This window comes from Pseudoalteromonas aurantia 208 (assembly GCF_014858725.1).
In the GTDB taxonomy this organism is placed as follows: domain Bacteria; phylum Pseudomonadota; class Gammaproteobacteria; order Enterobacterales; family Alteromonadaceae; genus Pseudoalteromonas; species Pseudoalteromonas aurantia.
The window spans coordinates 116,034-133,997 of the sequence record NZ_AQGV01000010.1 but is presented as its reverse complement, the minus strand read 5'-3'; the positions used below and the strand labels follow the sequence as shown (position 1 = coordinate 133,997).

Annotated in this window: 16 protein-coding genes; 4 read left to right on the top strand and 12 right to left on the bottom strand. The window is 41.9% G+C overall.

Annotation, left to right across the window (positions count from 1 at the left end):
* The first annotated feature begins 54 nt into the window (after positions 1-54).
* Positions 55-489, top strand: coding sequence for a YqaA family protein (locus PAUR_RS02200; RefSeq protein WP_192506195.1), 435 nt, complete (start codon positions 55-57; stop codon positions 487-489).
* A gap of 13 nt (positions 490-502) precedes the next feature.
* Here PAUR_RS02200 and folX read toward each other — a convergent pair whose 3' ends face one another.
* The 7 genes from folX to PAUR_RS02165 form a co-directional block, all read right to left on the bottom strand.
* Positions 503-862 (bottom strand): dihydroneopterin triphosphate 2'-epimerase, encoded by a 360-nt coding sequence (folX, locus tag PAUR_RS02195; protein ID WP_192506194.1) that lies wholly within the window; start codon positions 860-862, stop codon positions 503-505.
* Positions 863-871: 9 nt separating this feature from the next.
* A complete protein-coding gene (gene folE, locus PAUR_RS02190) occupies positions 872-1,426 on the bottom strand; it encodes a GTP cyclohydrolase I FolE (RefSeq protein ID WP_192506193.1) in 555 nt (184 codons plus the stop codon).
* 14 nt (positions 1,427-1,440) lie between these two features.
* Positions 1,441-2,148: a dihydromonapterin reductase gene (gene folM, locus PAUR_RS02185; protein ID WP_192506192.1), complete on the bottom strand. Its 708-nt coding sequence runs from the start codon at positions 2,146-2,148 to the stop codon at positions 1,441-1,443.
* Positions 2,149-2,342: 194 nt separating this feature from the next.
* Complete coding sequence (locus PAUR_RS02180; protein ID WP_192506191.1) at positions 2,343-4,292, bottom strand: alpha/beta hydrolase family protein; 1,950 nt, start codon at positions 4,290-4,292, stop codon at positions 2,343-2,345.
* A gap of 78 nt (positions 4,293-4,370) precedes the next feature.
* Positions 4,371-5,201: an ammonia-dependent NAD(+) synthetase gene (gene nadE / locus PAUR_RS02175; RefSeq protein ID WP_192506190.1), complete on the bottom strand. Its 831-nt coding sequence runs from the start codon at positions 5,199-5,201 to the stop codon at positions 4,371-4,373.
* Between the two features lie 60 nt (positions 5,202-5,261).
* Positions 5,262-5,882, bottom strand: a complete 621-nt coding sequence (locus tag PAUR_RS02170; RefSeq protein WP_192506189.1) for a YceH family protein — start codon at positions 5,880-5,882, stop codon at positions 5,262-5,264.
* A gap of 26 nt (positions 5,883-5,908) precedes the next feature.
* Entirely contained in the window at positions 5,909-9,241 is a 3,333-nt protein-coding gene (locus PAUR_RS02165) for an ATP-binding protein (protein WP_192506188.1), read from the bottom strand.
* A 234-nt stretch (positions 9,242-9,475) separates the two neighbouring features.
* On the opposite strand from PAUR_RS02165, the gene PAUR_RS02160 reads away from it, so the two are divergent.
* The gene (locus PAUR_RS02160) at positions 9,476-11,770 is read left to right on the top strand and encodes a penicillin acylase family protein (protein WP_192506187.1); all 2,295 of its coding nucleotides are present in this window, start codon (positions 9,476-9,478) and stop codon (positions 11,768-11,770) included.
* Here the strand turns inward: PAUR_RS02160 and PAUR_RS02155 are convergent.
* Positions 11,767-12,831, bottom strand: a complete 1,065-nt coding sequence (locus PAUR_RS02155; RefSeq protein ID WP_192506186.1) for a GGDEF domain-containing protein — start codon at positions 12,829-12,831, stop codon at positions 11,767-11,769. The genes PAUR_RS02160 and PAUR_RS02155 overlap by 4 nt on opposite strands.
* Before the next feature lie 160 nt (positions 12,832-12,991).
* On the opposite strand from PAUR_RS02155, the gene PAUR_RS02150 reads away from it, so the two are divergent.
* Positions 12,992-13,807, top strand: coding sequence for an MBL fold metallo-hydrolase (locus PAUR_RS02150; RefSeq protein ID WP_225738269.1), 816 nt, complete (start codon positions 12,992-12,994; stop codon positions 13,805-13,807).
* A gap of 9 nt (positions 13,808-13,816) precedes the next feature.
* On the opposite strand, the gene PAUR_RS02145 is transcribed toward PAUR_RS02150, so the two are convergent.
* On the bottom strand, positions 13,817-14,689 hold the full coding sequence (locus PAUR_RS02145; protein ID WP_192506184.1) for a DMT family transporter: 873 nt from the start codon (positions 14,687-14,689) through the stop codon (positions 13,817-13,819).
* Between the two features lie 248 nt (positions 14,690-14,937).
* On the opposite strand from PAUR_RS02145, the gene PAUR_RS02140 reads away from it, so the two are divergent.
* Complete coding sequence (locus PAUR_RS02140; protein ID WP_192506183.1) at positions 14,938-15,321, top strand: MAPEG family protein; 384 nt, start codon at positions 14,938-14,940, stop codon at positions 15,319-15,321.
* Between the two features lie 39 nt (positions 15,322-15,360).
* Here PAUR_RS02140 and PAUR_RS02135 read toward each other — a convergent pair whose 3' ends face one another.
* From PAUR_RS02135 to PAUR_RS02125, 3 genes are all read right to left on the bottom strand, one after another.
* Positions 15,361-16,569 carry a M56 family metallopeptidase gene (locus tag PAUR_RS02135; RefSeq protein ID WP_192506182.1) on the bottom strand — a complete coding sequence of 403 codons (1,209 nt, stop codon included), beginning with the start codon at positions 16,567-16,569 and terminating at the stop codon, positions 15,361-15,363.
* A 1-nt stretch (position 16,570) separates the two neighbouring features.
* A complete protein-coding gene (locus tag PAUR_RS02130; protein WP_192506181.1) occupies positions 16,571-16,954 on the bottom strand; it encodes a BlaI/MecI/CopY family transcriptional regulator in 384 nt (127 codons plus the stop codon).
* 61 nt (positions 16,955-17,015) lie between these two features.
* Complete coding sequence (locus tag PAUR_RS02125; protein WP_192506180.1) at positions 17,016-17,714, bottom strand: pseudouridine synthase; 699 nt, start codon at positions 17,712-17,714, stop codon at positions 17,016-17,018.
* Positions 17,715-17,964 lie beyond the last annotated feature (250 nt).

Sequence of the window (17,964 nt, the reverse complement as noted above, 5' to 3'; positions counted from 1 at the left end):
TAAGTATTATTTTCTCGATATAGGTGCAGCGTAAACAATACATTAGGAGTGCGTGTGCTAGAGTTTTTTGGATTGTTCTTCTCGGCATTGAGCTCAGCTACTTTATTGCCGGGAACATCAGAAGTGGTGTTGTCTTCAATGGCGATTGGTAGCAGTAGCATCTGGTTACTTTGGTGCGTTGCAACATTTGGTAACGTGCTTGGCAGTTGTATTAATTACTGGTTAGGGAAAAATATCACGCACTATCGAGACAAAGCGTGGTTCCCGGTGTCTGAAGAACAAACAAAGCGTGCTGAACAGCTATTCAACCGCTATGGAGTGTGGAGCTTATGTTTGGCATGGGTGCCTATTATAGGAGATCCTCTCACTTTAATTGCCGGGTTATGTAAATTACGGTTCTGGGTATTTGTTATTATTGTTGGGTTAAGTAAAGGTGCCCGATACGGCTTTGTGTTACTGGGGGTGGTAAATATTGAGCGACTGATTTAGCCGCTCAGAAACATTATTTAGACCAAGCTAGCGTCAGAGAAACTGAATCTGCAAAGCGCAGAGCATGTGGCTTGTCGACTCGAACTTTTGCATAAGTGACACTTGGGTGGCGATGGCATTCACTTAGAATATCAGCCACTAATTTTTCTAAAAGCAGAAAGTGCCCACTTTCGACAAGATTAATGACCGCTTTCGTGACGGTTTTATAATTGAGGGCATGTTCGACTTCATCACCACTAACACAGGCGATATCCGCAGGGTAGTGGATCTCTAAATTGAGTACGACATCCTGCTTTTTTTCTCGTTCTTCAGGATTGAATCCAATAAAAGTACGCAATCTTAAGTTGGTGATATTGATGATCGCATTTTGCATAAACAATCCTTAGTTTTTGACTAACTGTAAAAACTCATTACGTGTTTTTGGATCTTCACGAAAGTTACCTAGCATAACGGAAGTCCGCATTTTAGAGTTTTGTTTTTCGACACCTCGCATCATCATACACATGTGCTTTGCTTCTACAATCACGCCAACTCCTTTTGCACCCGTCACTTCTTCAACAGCTTTTGCTATTTGGTGGGTGAGTTGTTCCTGAATTTGAAAGCGCCGCGCATACATGTCAACAATACGGGCAAATTTAGATAAACCCAACACTTTCCCATTGGGGATATAGGCGATATGGCAACGGCCCACAAAAGGTAACAGATGATGTTCGCACATAGAATAAAGCTCAATATCTTGAATCAATACCATATCATCCGCATCAGAGGTGAATACGGCGTTATTTGTGATGTCATCGAGCGTCTCTCGGTAGCCTTTTGTTAGATATTCCATGGCTTTGGCAGCCCGTTTTGGCGTGTCCAATAGGCCTTCTCTATTGCTATCTTCGCCAACGGCTTCAATGATTTGGTGATAGCTGTTTTTTAATTCTTCGTGCATAACAAATTCTCTATCTATTTTAGGTGGCGTCCGCCGTCAACTGGCAGGGTACGTCCTGTAATGTAGTTACTATTGAGCAGTAGCTCGACGCTATTGACGATTTCTCGACAACCAGGCTCAATAGCCATTAGTGATTTTTTAAGGGTTTTTTCTCGGTATTCAGACGAATCATGTTCATTGAAAATAATAAGACTGGGGGCAATCGAGTTTACTTTGATATTTGGAGCAAACTTCGCTGCGAATGATTTGCTCAAATTATCTAATGCTGCTTTACTGGCCGCGTATGCGATATGTTTGGCGCTACCGGTTTCTGCAACGTAATCGGTTAAATGAATAATGTCACTGACGCTACTATGGGCAAGTAGCAAGTCACTCAATGCAAGGTTGAGTAAATAAGGGACTTTGGTATGAATTCGCATCATGCTATCAAATAAGTCATTAAAATTATGGTTTTTTTCTTCACAATCCCAACTAGATGCATTATGTATCACCGCTTTCAAACTGGAGTGCCGCATGCGAATTTTAGAAACCAGCTGGTCGATCGCATTTGTTTCGCTAAAGTCACATTGAATGCAGGTAACCCCTTGCTGCTCAAGCTCATGTATGACGTTATGTCGTGTACGGTACGTCATTATTACAGGTTGATTAGTCGTAATAAAATGTTGTACCAGAGCTAAGCCAATGCGTTGCGCGGCGCCTGTAATTAATATTGGAGCAGTCATTAAAGCTAAAAACCTTCGTATAAAAGTAGGAATAATATAACTATAACTTAATTTTTGCGTGTTGTTTTACTTTGTTGATCAGTAGCTTGTTAGCTCATATTAAAATATTTAGAGAGCTACATGAGTTTTTTATGTTGGGCAGTTGTGTGGTCACTTAAGCAAAGTACTCAACTTAGAGTGCTTTGCACCTTACACTATTGGGTTTTCAAGTGAGTATCGAAAAACGCTAAAAAAGCGCTCAAGGTGGTATGGCGATGTGCTTGAAAACTGAGGTCGTGGTTGCCGGACTCAAGTTCAATGTATTGAACGGCTTTGTTTTCGTCGAGTAATTTGTCGTACATGCGGCGGCTATGTGCGACGGGGACTACTTTATCATCTTCCCCATGAATTAATAATATAGGGCGCTTGATTGAAGCGACATTGTTGATGGGCGAATTGCTTTCTAATTTGTCATCATCGTTACCAAATTGCTTTTCTACAACCTCTCTGTTGGTATAGTGTCGAGCACGTGACACAATGAATTCTAAATCCATAACCCCTGCAAAGCTGGCTGCACACTTAAAGGTTTCAGGGTGCTTTACCACCGCCATCACTGCAGCATAACCGCCATAACTTCCCCCACCGACACAGATTTGCTCTTTATTCGCAATTTTCTGTTCGATAAGGAAGTGAGCTGCGTCTTGTAAGTCATTTTGCATCGCATCTCCCCATGCTCCCAGTGCAGCTTGCGCAAACTCATAGCCATAGCCATATGACCCTCTAAAATTAGGTTGAAATACAGCATATCCACGGCTGGCAAAAAGCTCTGACCAATAGTCAAAATCAGCATAATCCCTCGCCATCGGCCCACCGTGAGGGAGAATAATGGTTGGATATGTCACTGTATGAGGGGCAGCATCTGGCGGCAATGTTAGATAACCTTCGATGGTTAACCCATCACGGGCTTTATAACTGTGGCGTTGTTTGCCTAAATATGTTGTGCCTTGTATCTCAGGATATTGAGGGGCAAATAAATATAACGACTGTGCTTTACGGTGCCCTAGATAATAAGTACCAGGATCGGCATCTGAACTAGAATATAAAACATACGTATCGCCATCTTGGCTTTTATCTATGATCACATTATGTGCATTTGGCAGTGCGGTAGATAAAGCGGTTTGTAAGCTTTTATATTCTTCATCCCAATATATGCGGCTCCCATCGGTATTTGAGTGTGAGAAACCATTTACTTTCCCAGTTATTTGAGAGTATAAAATGGTGCCATCGACATCATAATCAGGATCGGAAAAAACAAGCCCACGGCTTTGGGGCTGACTTATTTTAGTTTTGAATAGAGCACTTTTTCCTTCATGGTTGGCTTTTATATATAACGTGTCACCATCCTTACCAAAGCCCAATATCGTTACACGTTCTGCTGAGAAAGCATCAAATTGATAAAGTGGCTTTTCATACAACTTGTTTTTATCATGGTCATAAATGACATATGAGATGGTAGTGTCTATTAATTTGTAACCAATACGTACACGACCTTGTTCGTCAGCTATCCAATCTGAGATATTGCGTCTTGGTCGTAATATCCGTTTTCTGCGTTTGGTATCCACATTTACTTTGAAAACAGTCGGTCTGTTAGCAGTGTCAAAATCAACTGCGACAAGAATATGCTTAGGATCATCTGGCAGCATACTAATTACATTATCTTGAAATTGAGCGGAATTGTTCACATTGCGATTGCGGATAGGCAATAAATTTTCTAGTTTTTTGGTTCCTTTAATATCAAATTTAAATAATTGCGTTGAATCATATTTCACCAGGCGTTGCCTTTGTGTGTAACCTGCGGCAACAATTAACGTGTTGTCGTTGGCCCAGTCGTACCAATTCAAGGTCACTTCTTTATTGTCTGACCTTAAAACAGGAGTAACTTCTTGGGTTTTTAAGTCGGTTATATTCAGCATCAAGGTACCTTGATAATTTTGGACAAAGGCTAAATGCTTACCGCTGGGAGATAAATTTACCTGACTAACCAATGGTAAGCTTGTGTAAGCTTCTATCGGTAATTTTAGTTGGTCGGGCTTTTTTGGTTGTGCTGAGGCCTGCAGGAGTGGTGTTGATGACACAAAAAGGAGTGCGAATATAAAGCGTAACATGTTCCCTCTTTTGTTAGCTAAAGTAGCAAAAGAGGGATGCTTGCATGATTATAGGAACATCACAAGTGCTATTTTACGTTAATCATAAACTGTGGGGATTGGCTGGCGTTTGTGCTGAGTGCGAACATAAATACTGATGAGTTTATTACTGACGTGATCTGAGACATCTTTACCTTCTAAGAAGTCATCTATTTGATCATAACTGAGTCCTAACGCTTCTTCATCTGTTAATCCTGGGCGATCACATTCAAGATCTGCAGTGGGTGCTTTATTGACTAACATGTTTGGTGCATTTAACTGTGCTGCCAGTGCTCTTACTTGGCGTTTTGATAAACCAAATAGAGGGGCCAAATCGCATGCACCATCACCAAACTTAGTATAAAAACCAGTGAGGTTTTCGGCGCTGTGATCCGTCCCTACGACTAGCCCTTGGGTTAACCCTGCTATTTCATATTGTGCGACCATTCGTTGGCGTGCTTTTACATTGCCTTTGACAAAATCGACTGATGACTCGGTAGGTAACGGAATATTGGCATCATTCATGGCGCATAATGCTTGCTCATGCATAGCATCAGCGGCGGGTTTGATATTGACTGTGATACGTTTACTCGGTTGAATAAATGAGAGTGCAAGTTGTGCTTCATCTTCATCGGCTTGCACGCCATATGGCAAGCGCATAGCGATAAATTGATAACAAATTTCACTTTGTTGTTGATTAAGCTCGTCAACAGCAAGTTGGCAAAGACGCCCACATGTTGATGAGTCCACTCCGCCACTAATACCTAAAACTAATGTGACACAATGCGCGTCGACTAAACGTTGTTTAATAAAGTTCACCCGACGGGATACTTCATAAGCAGCATCTATAGTAGGTTGAACTTTCATTTCAGCCAAAATATCTTGGCGCATATGGGGTTCCTCAATGAACAATTATTGCAAATTGCTATTATGTTTTTATCTGAGCTAAAATTAAAGCCCTAAATGTTGTTTGATTGCCGCAAGCTCGGTTCGTAGCTGAGATATTTCGTCAACTAATGACTCTAATTCAGAATGAGATAGCTGTTTACTCACATGTGGTTCATGGACCGTTGGTTTGTGGTCACCGAGTAAATGTTGATAACGACTTTCACGTTTGCCAGGTTCCCGCTCTAGTTTACAAATGAGCGTTTGGCTTTGCATTTCCTCTAATGTGTTTTCAACGTCGCTTACGTTATTGAATTCAGCTAAGCGCGCCGAGCGAGTCCGTAACTCTCCGGGTGTTTGCGGGCCTCTAAGGAGCATGATGCATAATATAGCGCGCTGTTTGTCAGAGAGTTGCAAATCACTAAATTCAGTATTGCAAAAGCGATGACTGTATTTGTTTACGCGACCAGAAAGGCCTTCATCTAAAAGCACCACCCGTTGGTTTTCTAATTGTGTAAGGGTATCAAGCACTTCCGATTCAGTTAAAGATAACACTGGCTCTCTATTTGATTTTTGATTACATGCATTGGTTAGCGCATTTAATGATAGTGGGTAGTGTTCGGGCGTTGTCGTTTGCTTTTCAAGTAAGCAACCGATGATCCTTTGCTCATTGGGTGTGAGTTTCATACCACTGTTCCTATATTGTTTTTTATTTACTTTACGCTATCAGCAGTAGTTTGACTAACCTCTTGCGTCCATTTTCGTAATGCTTTTTCTAAATCCGTAAATTCAATAGGTTTACTTAGGTAATCGTCCATACCAGCTGCGAGGCACTTCTCTTTATCGCCTTGCATCGCATTGGCGGTTAAAGCAATGATAGGAGTCGATTGATGACTTTGACCAGCGACAGCTTGGCGTATTTGACCGGTTGTCTGGTATCCATCCAATTCAGGCATTTGGCAATCCATGAGAATGACATCATATCGACTGGCATGTTTTAGGTGTTCAATTGCCAAGCGACCATTATCAACACACGTAATTTTGGCATTGAGTCGCTTTAGTAAAGCGAGCGCGACAACTTGGTTCACTTTATTGTCTTCTACTAACAGAATACGTGCATCGATAGCACCTAACTTAGCTGGAGGTATCGCTTCTTTCGTCGTGCTTAGTGTACATAATTTAAGTGCATTGGCTGGTGTGAGCGGTTGTAGAAAGACCAAGTCAGGGTCTAAATGACTAAATCGCTCATTGCTACTGAGCTTATTACTGATCACTGCAAAACAACAGTCAGGCTGTTGTGTGACTTTTTTTAACAGGGAGAGTTGATAATCTGAGGCGTCATTAACAATCGACTCGGCAATAATGATTGCAGGCGAGGTTAGGCGTTTTTCTTGGAGTAAAGCCATCGCCGCAGGCAAACTTTCAAAGTGCTCACTGGGGATCCGCCATGCATCTAATAAATGATGAGCAGCCAATTCGTGTTGTTGATGCGGGTCGATAATACAGAGTCCATCACATGGCGTATTGAGCGGTGCTATTTCTTTCGCTTCATGTAAATCGATGTAAAAGGTAAACGTGCTACCGACTCCTAATTTACTATAGGCATTGAGTGCGCCACCCAATAATTGACACAGCTGCCTAGCAATTGTTAGCCCTAGGCCAGTACCACCAAAGCGGCGAGTTGTTGAAGGATCGGCTTGAGTGAACGAATCAAAGATTTTATCTAATTGTGTTTTACTTATGCCCACACCAGAGTCTTCAATGCTGCACCATAAGCGCATTGAAGCGGGTTGTTGCTCGGTGTAGCAGGTTAAGGTGACTTTACCATGTTCTGTAAACTTAATCGCATTGCTCAGTAGGTTATTTAATACCTGTTTGAGTCGATGAGGGTCTGTTTTGGCGTGCTGAACTTGCATATTACGGCTATCGATAAATAGCTCTGTATGTTGCTCAATCGCTTTGGGGGCAAAGTTGCTGATACTGTCACTGAGGATTTGGATTAAATCACATTCAATCACTTCAATATCGAGTTTGCCAGCTTCGATTTTTGAAAAATCAAGAATATCGTTAATGATGGTGAGTAATGACCCCGCTGAATTTTGGGCTAAATTTAGGTGATGACGTTGAGATTGATCAATGTTCGAATTAAGAACAATGTCGAGCATACCTAAAATACCATTCATGGGAGTACGAATTTCATGACTCATGCTCGCCAAAAAATCGGCTTTTATTTTTGCAGACTGTTCGGCGATTTCCTTTGCCATGAGTGCTTGTTGTTTGGCTTTTTGCTGCTCTTGACTCGCAAATAAGCTGCCAAGCATTGCTGATATAGCCCGAATAAAACGCTCATCACTGTGTCCCCAGTCGGGGTTTGGCAAAGTATACTCGGCGCACAATAAACCAATCACGTTATCTTTATATGTGATGGTGCACCCAAATAAGGCATTGACTTCAAAGGGTCCTAAATAATGCTCACTTAACCCAAGTGTACACTCATGGCTATGGGCAAAGTTAGCTCTAATAAGTTGATTTCTTTGTACATTGTGAAATAGTTCAGGTAAATGATTTTTACGCCAAGGGGGAAAGTGTTGCAAGCTATCTTGTCGAGTATTGCTAAAGCAGCTTGGTATGAGTAAGGTTTTTTCTTCATTAAAGACCCAGATACTTGCCCGGGAAGCATTCAAACCTTGGCAAATGGCATCTACAGCAAGACTTTGTGCATTGTCGACGTGGTTATTGAGTACGGCATCGTGACTACTCAGTTGAGCGAGTAACTCGTTATTACGGGCAATTTTATCATGTTCTATTTCCATATTTTTACGGGTTTGAATATTTTGTACTGAGCCGAATATCTCTACCGTCCACTGATTATTTTGGTTTGCTTTGCCTTTCATTAATATCCAGCGCTCATGTCCTTGTGCGGTTACAATAATTAACTCTTCCTCGAAGCTGGTCCCATGTTTGATGGTTTGTTCAATGGCTCGCTGGAAGTTACGTCGATGTAGTCCTTCTTTAAAAAACTCAGTAGAGCTCATCCAAGTTGCTTGATAATGGTCGGGTACTTCGAATATGCGTTTCGTTACTTCAGACCAAGTAATATTGCGGGTTTTTAAATCAACGGACCAAGCTCCGACCTCGGCAAGGTTGCCCATAGACGTTAACGTTTGGGCATTATCATGGAGCTGCTTGATGAGTTTGTTAAAGAAAATAAAGGCTGATATAAACAAAAGTATAATGGTTAATAATGCGAGACGAAAAGGCCAAATGGCTGAAACTTCAGGCTCCCAGCCAAATCGAGGTACCGCATATAGCTGCCATTTTCCAGAAGCAATGGCGATGTTAAATGTCAAAGGCTGTAAGTGGAGTATGTCTTCATTGCCATGGAAAAAAGCGCCTTGTTCACCTAACCCGTTTTTCCCTCGAATAGCAATGCGGTAGTTCGCATCTAGCATATCTAAATTAACCGCTTTAAAAAGCTTCTTCATATCAATGACGATTGACAGTAATCCCCAAAAAGTATCATCCGGGTTGTAGACGGGTACTCTAGCAATGAGTGCTTCCCCCCCTTGAATAAGGGTCAATGGGCCAGCAAGAACGATTTTCTTGCTATCTCTTGCCCTGATGGCATCTTTACTTTGAGTAGGGTGTGTTAAGTAATTTAGCCCAAGTGCCTTTTCGTTTCCTTTTAGTGGGTAGGTCATTGAGAGGATCATATCAGGTGCCGCACCGAGGTTTCGTAATACATTGCTTGAGCGAAATAGAGGTTGTGCGATATATTCAAACCGTTTTTGATCTAACTGTGCTTCGTTGGTTAAGGCGATGGCTAAGCCCCGCACCAGTTGTATATTGGCGGCTAGTACGCCTTCAATTTGGGTGCGATAAACATTCACTTCTTCATAGGCACGGCTGCGCTCAACTTCAATCAATCGGTTGTAATTAACAGTGTCTACGTACCAACCAAAGCACAGTACAGTACATAAAATAAACCAATAGCCTAGCTTTAAAGAGCGAGCTTTCCTTGGCGCATGTAATTGGGTATTGAGCATTACCTAACTTATTCTGCTGAGCATCCTTTAACTATAGTCTAGCCAATCGATGAGCAAAAGTGAGTATTATCATAAAAGTCATAATGGTATTTGAAACCGATGACAGAATGGACTTTGTACAGTTCTTACGTCGTTAATCATATTGGCGAGTATGATTTGCGATAGCGTAGACATATCACTTTCATATAGATGTGGTTATGATAAAAATAATTTTTAATAGGGAAGGATTAAACAATGCTACCTTGGTTGAAGCGAATAACGGCTGGCTTGGTTTTATTGGCACTGGCCGCAACAGCAAGTTTATATGGTCTACTGTCTTTGAGTTTACCTGCCCTCGACGGGACAGGAACGAGCAGCGCTGTAATAGCGCCAGTTCAAATTGAACGGGATAGTTTAGGTCAAGCAGTGATCACCGCAAATTCACGAGATGACGCCGCCTATGGATTAGGCTTTGCACATGGTCAAGACCGATTTTTTCAAATGGACTTACTGCGCAGAAATGCGGCTGGGGAGCTGAGTGAGCTGTTTGGTAAAGCCGCAATCAATTTAGATGAAAAAATGCGTTTTCATCAATTGCGAAAACGCAGTGAAAAAATTGTGACCCAGTTACCACCACGCCAAAGAAGTATATTACGTGCTTACGCCCAGGGGGTGAATGAAGGTAAGGCACAAGTTGGCTTTGACAGTTTTGAGTATCTGCTAACAGGAGCAAGTGCACGACCTTGGAAAAGTGAAGACAGTATACTTGCTATATTTAGTATGTATTTGGATCTGCAATCAGCCAACTTTGAGCGAGACAAAGCATTACTTTATGTCGACCATATGTTCGGTGAAGAAATGCGAACATTTATACTACAGCCTAGTCATTACCAAGCGGCGTTAGATGGCTCAATGATAGCCAAAGTAGAAAAACCTATACCCACTTTAGAGCACACAGGCATTCAGGCTTTGATTGGTGAAATTGGTACTACTGATTTGTATGGCAGTAACAATTGGGCCGTAACAGGCGCATTGACCGGCACCGGAAAGGCCATGCTGTCAGATGATATGCATTTAGGTTTGGCCGTTCCATCGATTTGGTATCGCTCACAATTAAACTACATGATGCAAGGCAAAACAGTGCAAGTAACGGGGGTCTCATTACCGGGTGCACCGGCCATCGTGGTGGGCACCAATGATAACATTGCATGGGGGTTTACCAATGGGTATTTAGATACCGCAGACTGGATTGCGCTGTCGGAACAGGATAAAACGTGGCATGAAGAGGAATATATTCAATTACCCAATCAGCAGTCCCATCGTTATTCACTATTAATGAGTGAGTATGGCCCAGTAAAAACGTTTAATGGTAAAAATTATGCGTTAAGTTGGGTCGCTCATCAACCATATGCTGTTAACTTAAAATTGCTCGAAATGGAATCACTAGAAACAGTGCAAGCAGCTTTGGCATTGGCGCCTGAAGTTGGCATACCTGTACAAAATATGCTGGTGGTTGATAGTTTAGGCAATGCGGGGTGGCGTCCAGCAGGGGCCATCCCAGCAAGAACGAATCCAGTGGATACAGCAGAGGAAGCGCAAAATTACTCGTCGCAATGGCAATATAATGAGGAGACTCGTCCCGCACTTTTCAACCCCGAAGATGGCAAGTTATGGACTGCGAATTCTCGGGTGGTGTCAGTACAACAGCACAAACGTTACGGTGACGGCGGATATGCATTAGGGGCAAGAGCCGTGCAAATAAGGGATAGACTACTCGCGCAATCGCAGTTTAATGAAACCGATTTCAATCAGCTTCAACAAGATAACAAAGCATTATTTCTTACGCGCTGGCATCAGCACTTGATTGACTTACTCAGTGAAAATGAAACCATGAAAACGCGTTATGCACGTGATTTGCAGCACCTTGCTCAGTGGCAAGCTTGTGCATGTGAAATGTCGGTTGGCTATACTTTGGTAAAACGTTTTAGAGAAAGTGTTATAGATAGTGCGTTTGCGCCAGTTGAAGCGAAAATGCAGATGTCGGGAGGAAGTTTACGTTACATTAAACGTTATCTTGAGCCAGCGATTTGGCAACTTATTGAAAAACAACCAGATAGCTGGTTGAATCATCATGATAGCTGGTCAGTATTACAGCGCCAAGCTTACGAGAACGCCAAACAAAAACTCAGTGATGAATTCGGTCCAGACCTAGAAAATTGGCAGTGGGGCACTGTTAATGCATTACAGATTAAGCACCCGTTTAGTAAGCAATTACCTATTTTAAGTCGTTTTTTAGATATGCCAATACAGCCAGCATTTGGAGACACATTTATGCCTGCAGTTCAAGGTCCAAGCTTTGGCGCGTCACAGCGGTTTATCGCACAACCGGGCATGCTTGGTAATGCAATTATGACCATGGCTGGTGGGCAAAGTGGACACCCATTATCACCTTTTTACCGGGCGGGTTTTGATGATTATGCGCAAGGCAAAGCAACGGCATTATTACCTGGTATGTTGACACACTCATTGACAATAAAGCCTATGAATTAACGTATATTTGGTACTGCATACAAAGTAGAAGCGGTCGTGACTTGATTTCGACCGTTCTCTTTACTGGTATAAAGCGCATTGTCAGCTTGTTGAAACGCTTCGTAAAAGCCGACTTTCGTGGGCCACATGGTTAAACCAAAACTCATTGTGACGGTACTATCAAAATGTTCAAAGATCTCATGTGTAATGGCATAGCGTAACTTGTCAACTCGGGCGAGGGCGTCTACTTGCGCAGTGTTGGGCATGACAATCAGGAATTCTTCGCCGCCCCAGCGAGCACAGATATCGACTGGCCGAGTATGACTGGCAATAACCAAAGCCACTCTCTTTAATATTTCATCCCCTTGAGCATGACCGTAATCATCATTTATTTGTTTAAAATGGTCAATATCAGCCATGATAATACATAATTCTTCATGATTTTCGTCGCAGTGATACTTTGCATGTGTGATAAGTTCTTGCGCATATCGTCGATTGTACATTTGCGTGAGTGGGTCACGAGCGGCGAGTTTAGTTAATGTTTGCCGTTGCGCCATGGTGACATCTCGAATTAATGCAATGGTGAAAATCATTGGGATACCGCATATTAAGACATTGGCAAAGTGAACGTATTGCAGCCAATCACGGTACGCATATTTATAAGTGACATCAGCAAACCATATATGCATAGCTGCAAAGAGTGTGATCATGATAACCGACACCCCAACCGCAGGTTTTAGCTTCAAATTATTGTCGAGTAACAGTAGGCAAGATACAGTCCATAAGTAATATTGGAAACCGAGCTGCATACCCAGTATTGCGCATACGATGATAGCGTGAATGGCCACTTCAGCGCTAAATAAACGCAATGCTAATGAGCGGTGCTGGATATTGAGCAAGTAAATTCCCAGAGCCCATGTTAATACACTCAAGACATTTAATAGTCCTAATATTGGGATACTCAGTGCAAAAAACAGTATAACTAAAAGGGCATGCAAACTTAAGCAATACCAAGCAACACGCTTAAGTAATGTGAGCTTAACTTGTTCGACCTGATCTGGTTGGCTGTGTGGATGTTGCAAAGCGAGTGAGCCCTTATCAAGGTAACCGATAAAAGTATAGATGATATTGTTTGCTTTTTATTCTATTTTAATAAGGGCTGACTTTATCTTACTTGATGAAATCGACATAATAGAGGGTGCTATGACGTTCCATATCAGAATAAAAATAGTGACATTGCTTATGGCGTGTCTTTGTACAAATGCTATGGCAGTGAATTTTAAAACGCACAAAGTTACCGAAAATATCTATGTCCTATTTGGGCAAGGTGGCAATATTGCAATCCATCTCGGTGAAGATGGTATTTACATTGTTGATGACCAATTTGCAAAACTCTCAAAACAAATAAAAAAGCAGATCAGTGCGTTAAAACCGGGCTTTCCTGAATTTGTAATAAATACGCATTTTCATGGTGACCATACCGGCGGTAACGAAGTATTTGCGCGTTCAGGTAGTCATGTTATTGCACATGATAATGTGCATAAAAGGTTATTGGCAAAACATGGCAGTGAGTCACATTATTTACCAAAAATAAGCTTTAGCCATGACTTGGCTTTACACTTTAATAATGAGCTGGCGCAAGTTAAGCACTTTTCACATGCGCATACCGATGGAGATGCCGTCGTCACTTTTACACGGGCTAACGTGGTGCACATGGGGGATTTATATTTTAATTTAGGGGGATTGCCATTTATAGATGTTGATCATGGTGGTTCGGTGAATGGACTACTCAAAGCATTGCGGGCAATATCTTTGAGTATTGATGATGAAACGGTTGTGATACCAGGGCATGGTCAAATTTCCAACAAAAATCAGCTGCTACAGTATATTGCATTAATAGAAAAAGCCCGTTTTTTAATATTACAGGCAATGAAGAGCGCTAAAACTGAAGAGCAAATGGTACAATTGGATCCCCTCTCAACGTTAGCGATAACGTATGCTAACTGGTTACCTAAAGAGCGAGTAACACGGTTGTTTTATCGCTCTTTAGCGCAGTGAAGGCCTTTTCTAGGTGAGCATGACTAAGCAGGCTGCAAGCGCAATGAGAATAAGGCCTAGACTATCGCGCGTTTTAAGTGGCTGTTTTAGCCACCATACTGAAATGGCCATCGTAAAAAAGACTTCAATTTGACCTAGGGTTTTTACATAGGCCACATGTTGTAAACTCATAGCGCTAAACCAGCCGATGGAACCAATACAGCTAGTTAAGCTGATCCAACTCACTTGGGTGCGGTGTTGCCATAGAGTTGTTATGCTGTGTGGCTCTTTGCAGCGTAAATAAGCCCCTAATATCAGGGTTTGTATACCGATCACTAACAAAAGCACCCACCCTGCACTGTGTGGAAAGGGTAATCCGCTGATTAAACTTGCTTCACGAACCCATAAAGAGGTTAGGGCGAAGGCCGTTCCGCAACATAACCCTAAAAGAGCGGTTGTAAGGTTAAAGTTTTTAAGGCTAAAACCGCTCAGGAGCAGCACTGCAATACTGCCTAATGCAACCCCAAACCAACCCAAATAGGACAGTGTAGAGCCGAAAAACAACATGCCTAAAATAGCGGCTACCAAAGCTTCACTTTTAGCAAGGCCCGCGCCGATGGCATAGTTACTTTGTTTAAATAGCAAGACCATCAAGCCAGTCGCGATAATCTGTATTACACTTGCAGCCACAATATAGCTTAAAAAAGGTGCACTTAGGGATAAGCTAGGAGCGGGTTGCCAGTAATATAAACCCAGTAGATAGATACCAGCAATTGGGCTGGCTAAGAGAAAGCGAGAGAGGGTAACGGCGGCAACAGATGCATGTTGGCTCAGTTTACTTTGTAATGCATTACGCCAAGCTTGTGAGAAGGCTGCTAAAACAGAAAAAGCGATCCATTCCATATTTTTATTCTAATTATGAGAGGGGGAGGTTAACCTAACAATATTGAGATTAATTGGCTACTGGTTAATCACACCTTTTCTATGAATAGATATGAGGACCTCTTGCAGAGCCTTTTAGCGTTCTTTAATTATACTGTGCAGCGATGCGACTTATTATATTTTCCAACAGAATTCACAGGGCGACTTTTTTATTACCATATCGTTATGCTAACTTATTTATCCGTTTATGAATAATTAAAGGAGTTACTATGACAACCCTATTAACGTGTGCGTTGATAGCTGTTTTGTTGCCTTATATTGCAAAACTACCGGTCGCAATTGAAATGAATAAGCTAGGGGGATATGACAATCGGCATCCTCGAGCTCAACAATCAAAATTAGACGGATTCGGTGCGAGAGCTTTGGCTGCACATCAAAATAGCTTTGAGTCACTCATTGTGTTTTCGGTTGCTTTGGCTGTAGTGCTTGGCACCAATAGTGTTAATGCAGTGACTGAGTCTTTGGCTATCACCCATGTTGTCGCGAGAGTTTTATATTGTGCTTTTTATTATACCAACGTAGATAAGTTACGTTCGTTGGTGTGGTTGGTTGGGTTAGGTTCTGCTGTTGCAATGATAGGTGTCAGTATGTAGTTGTACAAGGAGCAACATCGTTGTTGCTCTTTTCTTTGGCTAATTCGTCACATCAATGCGTTCAAATTGGGTTTGTTTTGGAGCATTAACCGCGAGGTTATCGAGTTTGAAATCGAGCTGCACTCGATAAACCTGAGAAGGGGTGTTTGACGACGTATATTGCCATTGGCGCAAGGCCAAAATAGCATTATTTTCAAATGTATTCTCCGGCTGTGCAGCAATGACTTTTATATTATTTGTATGGCCACGTTCGTCAACGGTATAGGCCAATTGCACATACCCTGAAATACCATCATTAGCCGCTTCGGCCGGATATTTAGGTTCAACACGCATAATGGGTTTGACTATGAGTTTGGATGTTGCGTTTTCCGTCTTCGTGGTGCTGTTAAGTGCGACGGCACCGATTGATGTAAAAGCACAGGTCAGCAATAGTAATTTGGCGGTGCGTGATGAGCCTGAGGTATTTTTAAGGTAGTTGAGTCTTTGTAACATGGTGTTTTTATCTCCGTAATGGGCATAAGCAAAGTGTTGTTTTTTATCACTTTCAATACAACTTATCAGTGCTTTGGCATAGTGTATTTGTTGATGATGGGACTTGTTTTTTAGGACTTTTTCGTCGCAGGCGAGTTCTTGAATACGACGGAAGCTGTGATAACCGCACCAAATGAGCGGGTTGAACCAGTTTAATGCGCAGAACGAATAAAAGCAGAGGTTCCATATGTTGTCATAGCGCGTTATGTGCGTATGCTCATGTTCAAGCATTAATGATAAAGCCGTTTCCTCGAATTGTTGTTCATAGTCGCGAGGAAGTACGATTTTGGGGTGTATTAATCCAATAACCATAGGACTGGCTATTTGAGCGCTGGTATACGTGATGCTATCACGATGATTTAAATTACATGGCTGTAAAGCTAATTGTTGATGAAAGCGTAAATGTTGCCACAGCATAGTGAAAATGAATAAGGTAAAACCGAGCAAATAGACGAGCGACCAACTAAACACCCATGTTTCAACGTGTGGTAGCGGGTTTGACACGCTGATATATTGCATCGGGCCGTATGTCAGGGGTTTAAGCTCATTGGGTATACTGATCAATATCAATGCACAGGGTAAAATCCACCACTGCAGGTAAATAAACCGCGCTCCCAGCTTATGTAACGTTATGCGTTCGCAAAAGATAAGCCCTAACACGATAAGACTCAGCAATAATTGAACTTCGAATACCCAATTTATCAGTATGTCGAACATGTTACTTTCCTTTCCCTTGTTCTTGCTCCCACTTGTCAATTACTTGCTTTAATTCATCAATGTCACGCTGTGACAATTGTTGTGTTTTAGCAAAGCCACTTACTAAGGGGGCAATACGACCTTGAAATAACCGTTGAATAAAGCTGCTACTTTCCTTGTGGGTGTATTCATCTCGTTCGATAGTCGGGGTGTAAATATATTCCCGACCTTGTTTTTCAAATGTTATGGCATTTTTTTTAACCAGCCGGCCAAGGAGTGTTTTGATGGTTTTTTCATGCCACTGAGTGTCGTCACTCAAACGTTTAATAATATCACTGGCTTTGGCAGGGTAACCTGCCCAAAGCGCTTTCATGACCGCAAATTCTGCTTTTGATAATTCAATCATATGATGGCTTACAAATGTAATCTTTAATATTAGATTACACCTGTAATCACAAAAGGCAAGTTTATTTTTGTTCGATTTTTAAGTCATTAATAGAAATGAGCTGGTGTGTGCCTTCAGTGAGGGTATCAGGATCTAATGTATAGTTTGCGATTTTAACTCTAAATAAATCAATCACCTGATAACCGCAATGTTGACTCATTTTACGTATTTGACGGTTGAGGCCTTGCTGCAAAGTGATCATAAAGCGGTCAGTGCTGATTAACTTTACGTCACATGGCAGCGTGACTTTGTTATCAATTGGGATACCATTGGCCATTCTTTCACAAAATAACGGGTCGAGAGGACGGTCGACTTTGACTAAGTAGACTTTTTTTTCGTGGTGTTCAGGGTGGAGCATCTGATTACACAGTTCGCCATTGTTGGTGAGTAATAGCAAACCTCTAGAGTCTTTATCTAAACGGCCTATAGGGTAAACCCGTTGAGATTTTGGTAAGTAGTGAATAAGGCTTGCTGGGTCATTTTCGTTGAGCTTGCAATCGATACCGACAGGTTTATGGTAAGCGTAAAGTACTTTGTCAGGTAGGGTCGTGATTTGCTTGCCGTGCACAATAACAATATCTTTTTCCGTGACATGATCAATGTGATTGGCATACCTTCCATTGACACGAACCTCTCCTGCATCAATTAAACGAGAGGCTTGTCGGCGAGAGCAAACACCTGCATGACCTAAAAATTTAGCAAGGCGTATAGGTTGATTCATGTGTTCCCTTTGTACTATGGTGTTTTCATGGTGGTGAGTGATATATCGCTATGAAATTATCACGACAATTGGTGACGCTAGGTATTGTATCAGGTTAGTTGGCATGATGGGTATTGCGATAACTTACCGGTTTGTCGACTCTGTCATTGTCACCAATCGTATTGCTATTAACTCGGCATGTGGTGAGAATCTATTTATTAACTCAGCCTTTCATCAGCCTCTAGTACCACTTATCTGCTCCATTCTCCGT

Excerpts from the sequence above, each read along its gene's own strand:
- PAUR_RS02180 (WP_192506191.1), bottom strand. The coding sequence starts at position 4,292 with ATGTTACGCTTTATATTCGCACTCCTTTTTGTGTCATCAACACCACTC.
- folM (WP_192506192.1), bottom strand. The coding sequence starts at position 2,148 with ATGACTGCTCCAATATTAATTACAGGCGCCGCGCAACGCATTGGCTTA.
- folE (WP_192506193.1), bottom strand. The coding sequence starts at position 1,426 with ATGCACGAAGAATTAAAAAACAGCTATCACCAAATCATTGAAGCCGTT.
- PAUR_RS02165 (WP_192506188.1), bottom strand. The coding sequence starts at position 9,241 with ATGCTCAATACCCAATTACATGCGCCAAGGAAAGCTCGCTCTTTAAAG.
- PAUR_RS02140 (WP_192506183.1), top strand. The coding sequence starts at position 14,938 with ATGACAACCCTATTAACGTGTGCGTTGATAGCTGTTTTGTTGCCTTAT.
- folX (WP_192506194.1), bottom strand. The coding sequence starts at position 862 with ATGCAAAATGCGATCATCAATATCACCAACTTAAGATTGCGTACTTTT.
- PAUR_RS02150 (WP_225738269.1), top strand. The coding sequence starts at position 12,992 with ATGGCGTGTCTTTGTACAAATGCTATGGCAGTGAATTTTAAAACGCAC.
- PAUR_RS02145 (WP_192506184.1), bottom strand. The coding sequence starts at position 14,689 with ATGGAATGGATCGCTTTTTCTGTTTTAGCAGCCTTCTCACAAGCTTGG.
- PAUR_RS02135 (WP_192506182.1), bottom strand. The coding sequence starts at position 16,569 with ATGTTCGACATACTGATAAATTGGGTATTCGAAGTTCAATTATTGCTG.
- nadE (WP_192506190.1), bottom strand. The coding sequence starts at position 5,201 with ATGCGCCAAGATATTTTGGCTGAAATGAAAGTTCAACCTACTATAGAT.
- PAUR_RS02160 (WP_192506187.1), top strand. The coding sequence starts at position 9,476 with ATGCTACCTTGGTTGAAGCGAATAACGGCTGGCTTGGTTTTATTGGCA.
- PAUR_RS02130 (WP_192506181.1), bottom strand. The coding sequence starts at position 16,954 with ATGATTGAATTATCAAAAGCAGAATTTGCGGTCATGAAAGCGCTTTGG.
- PAUR_RS02125 (WP_192506180.1), bottom strand. The coding sequence starts at position 17,714 with ATGAATCAACCTATACGCCTTGCTAAATTTTTAGGTCATGCAGGTGTT.
- PAUR_RS02170 (WP_192506189.1), bottom strand. The coding sequence starts at position 5,882 with ATGAAACTCACACCCAATGAGCAAAGGATCATCGGTTGCTTACTTGAA.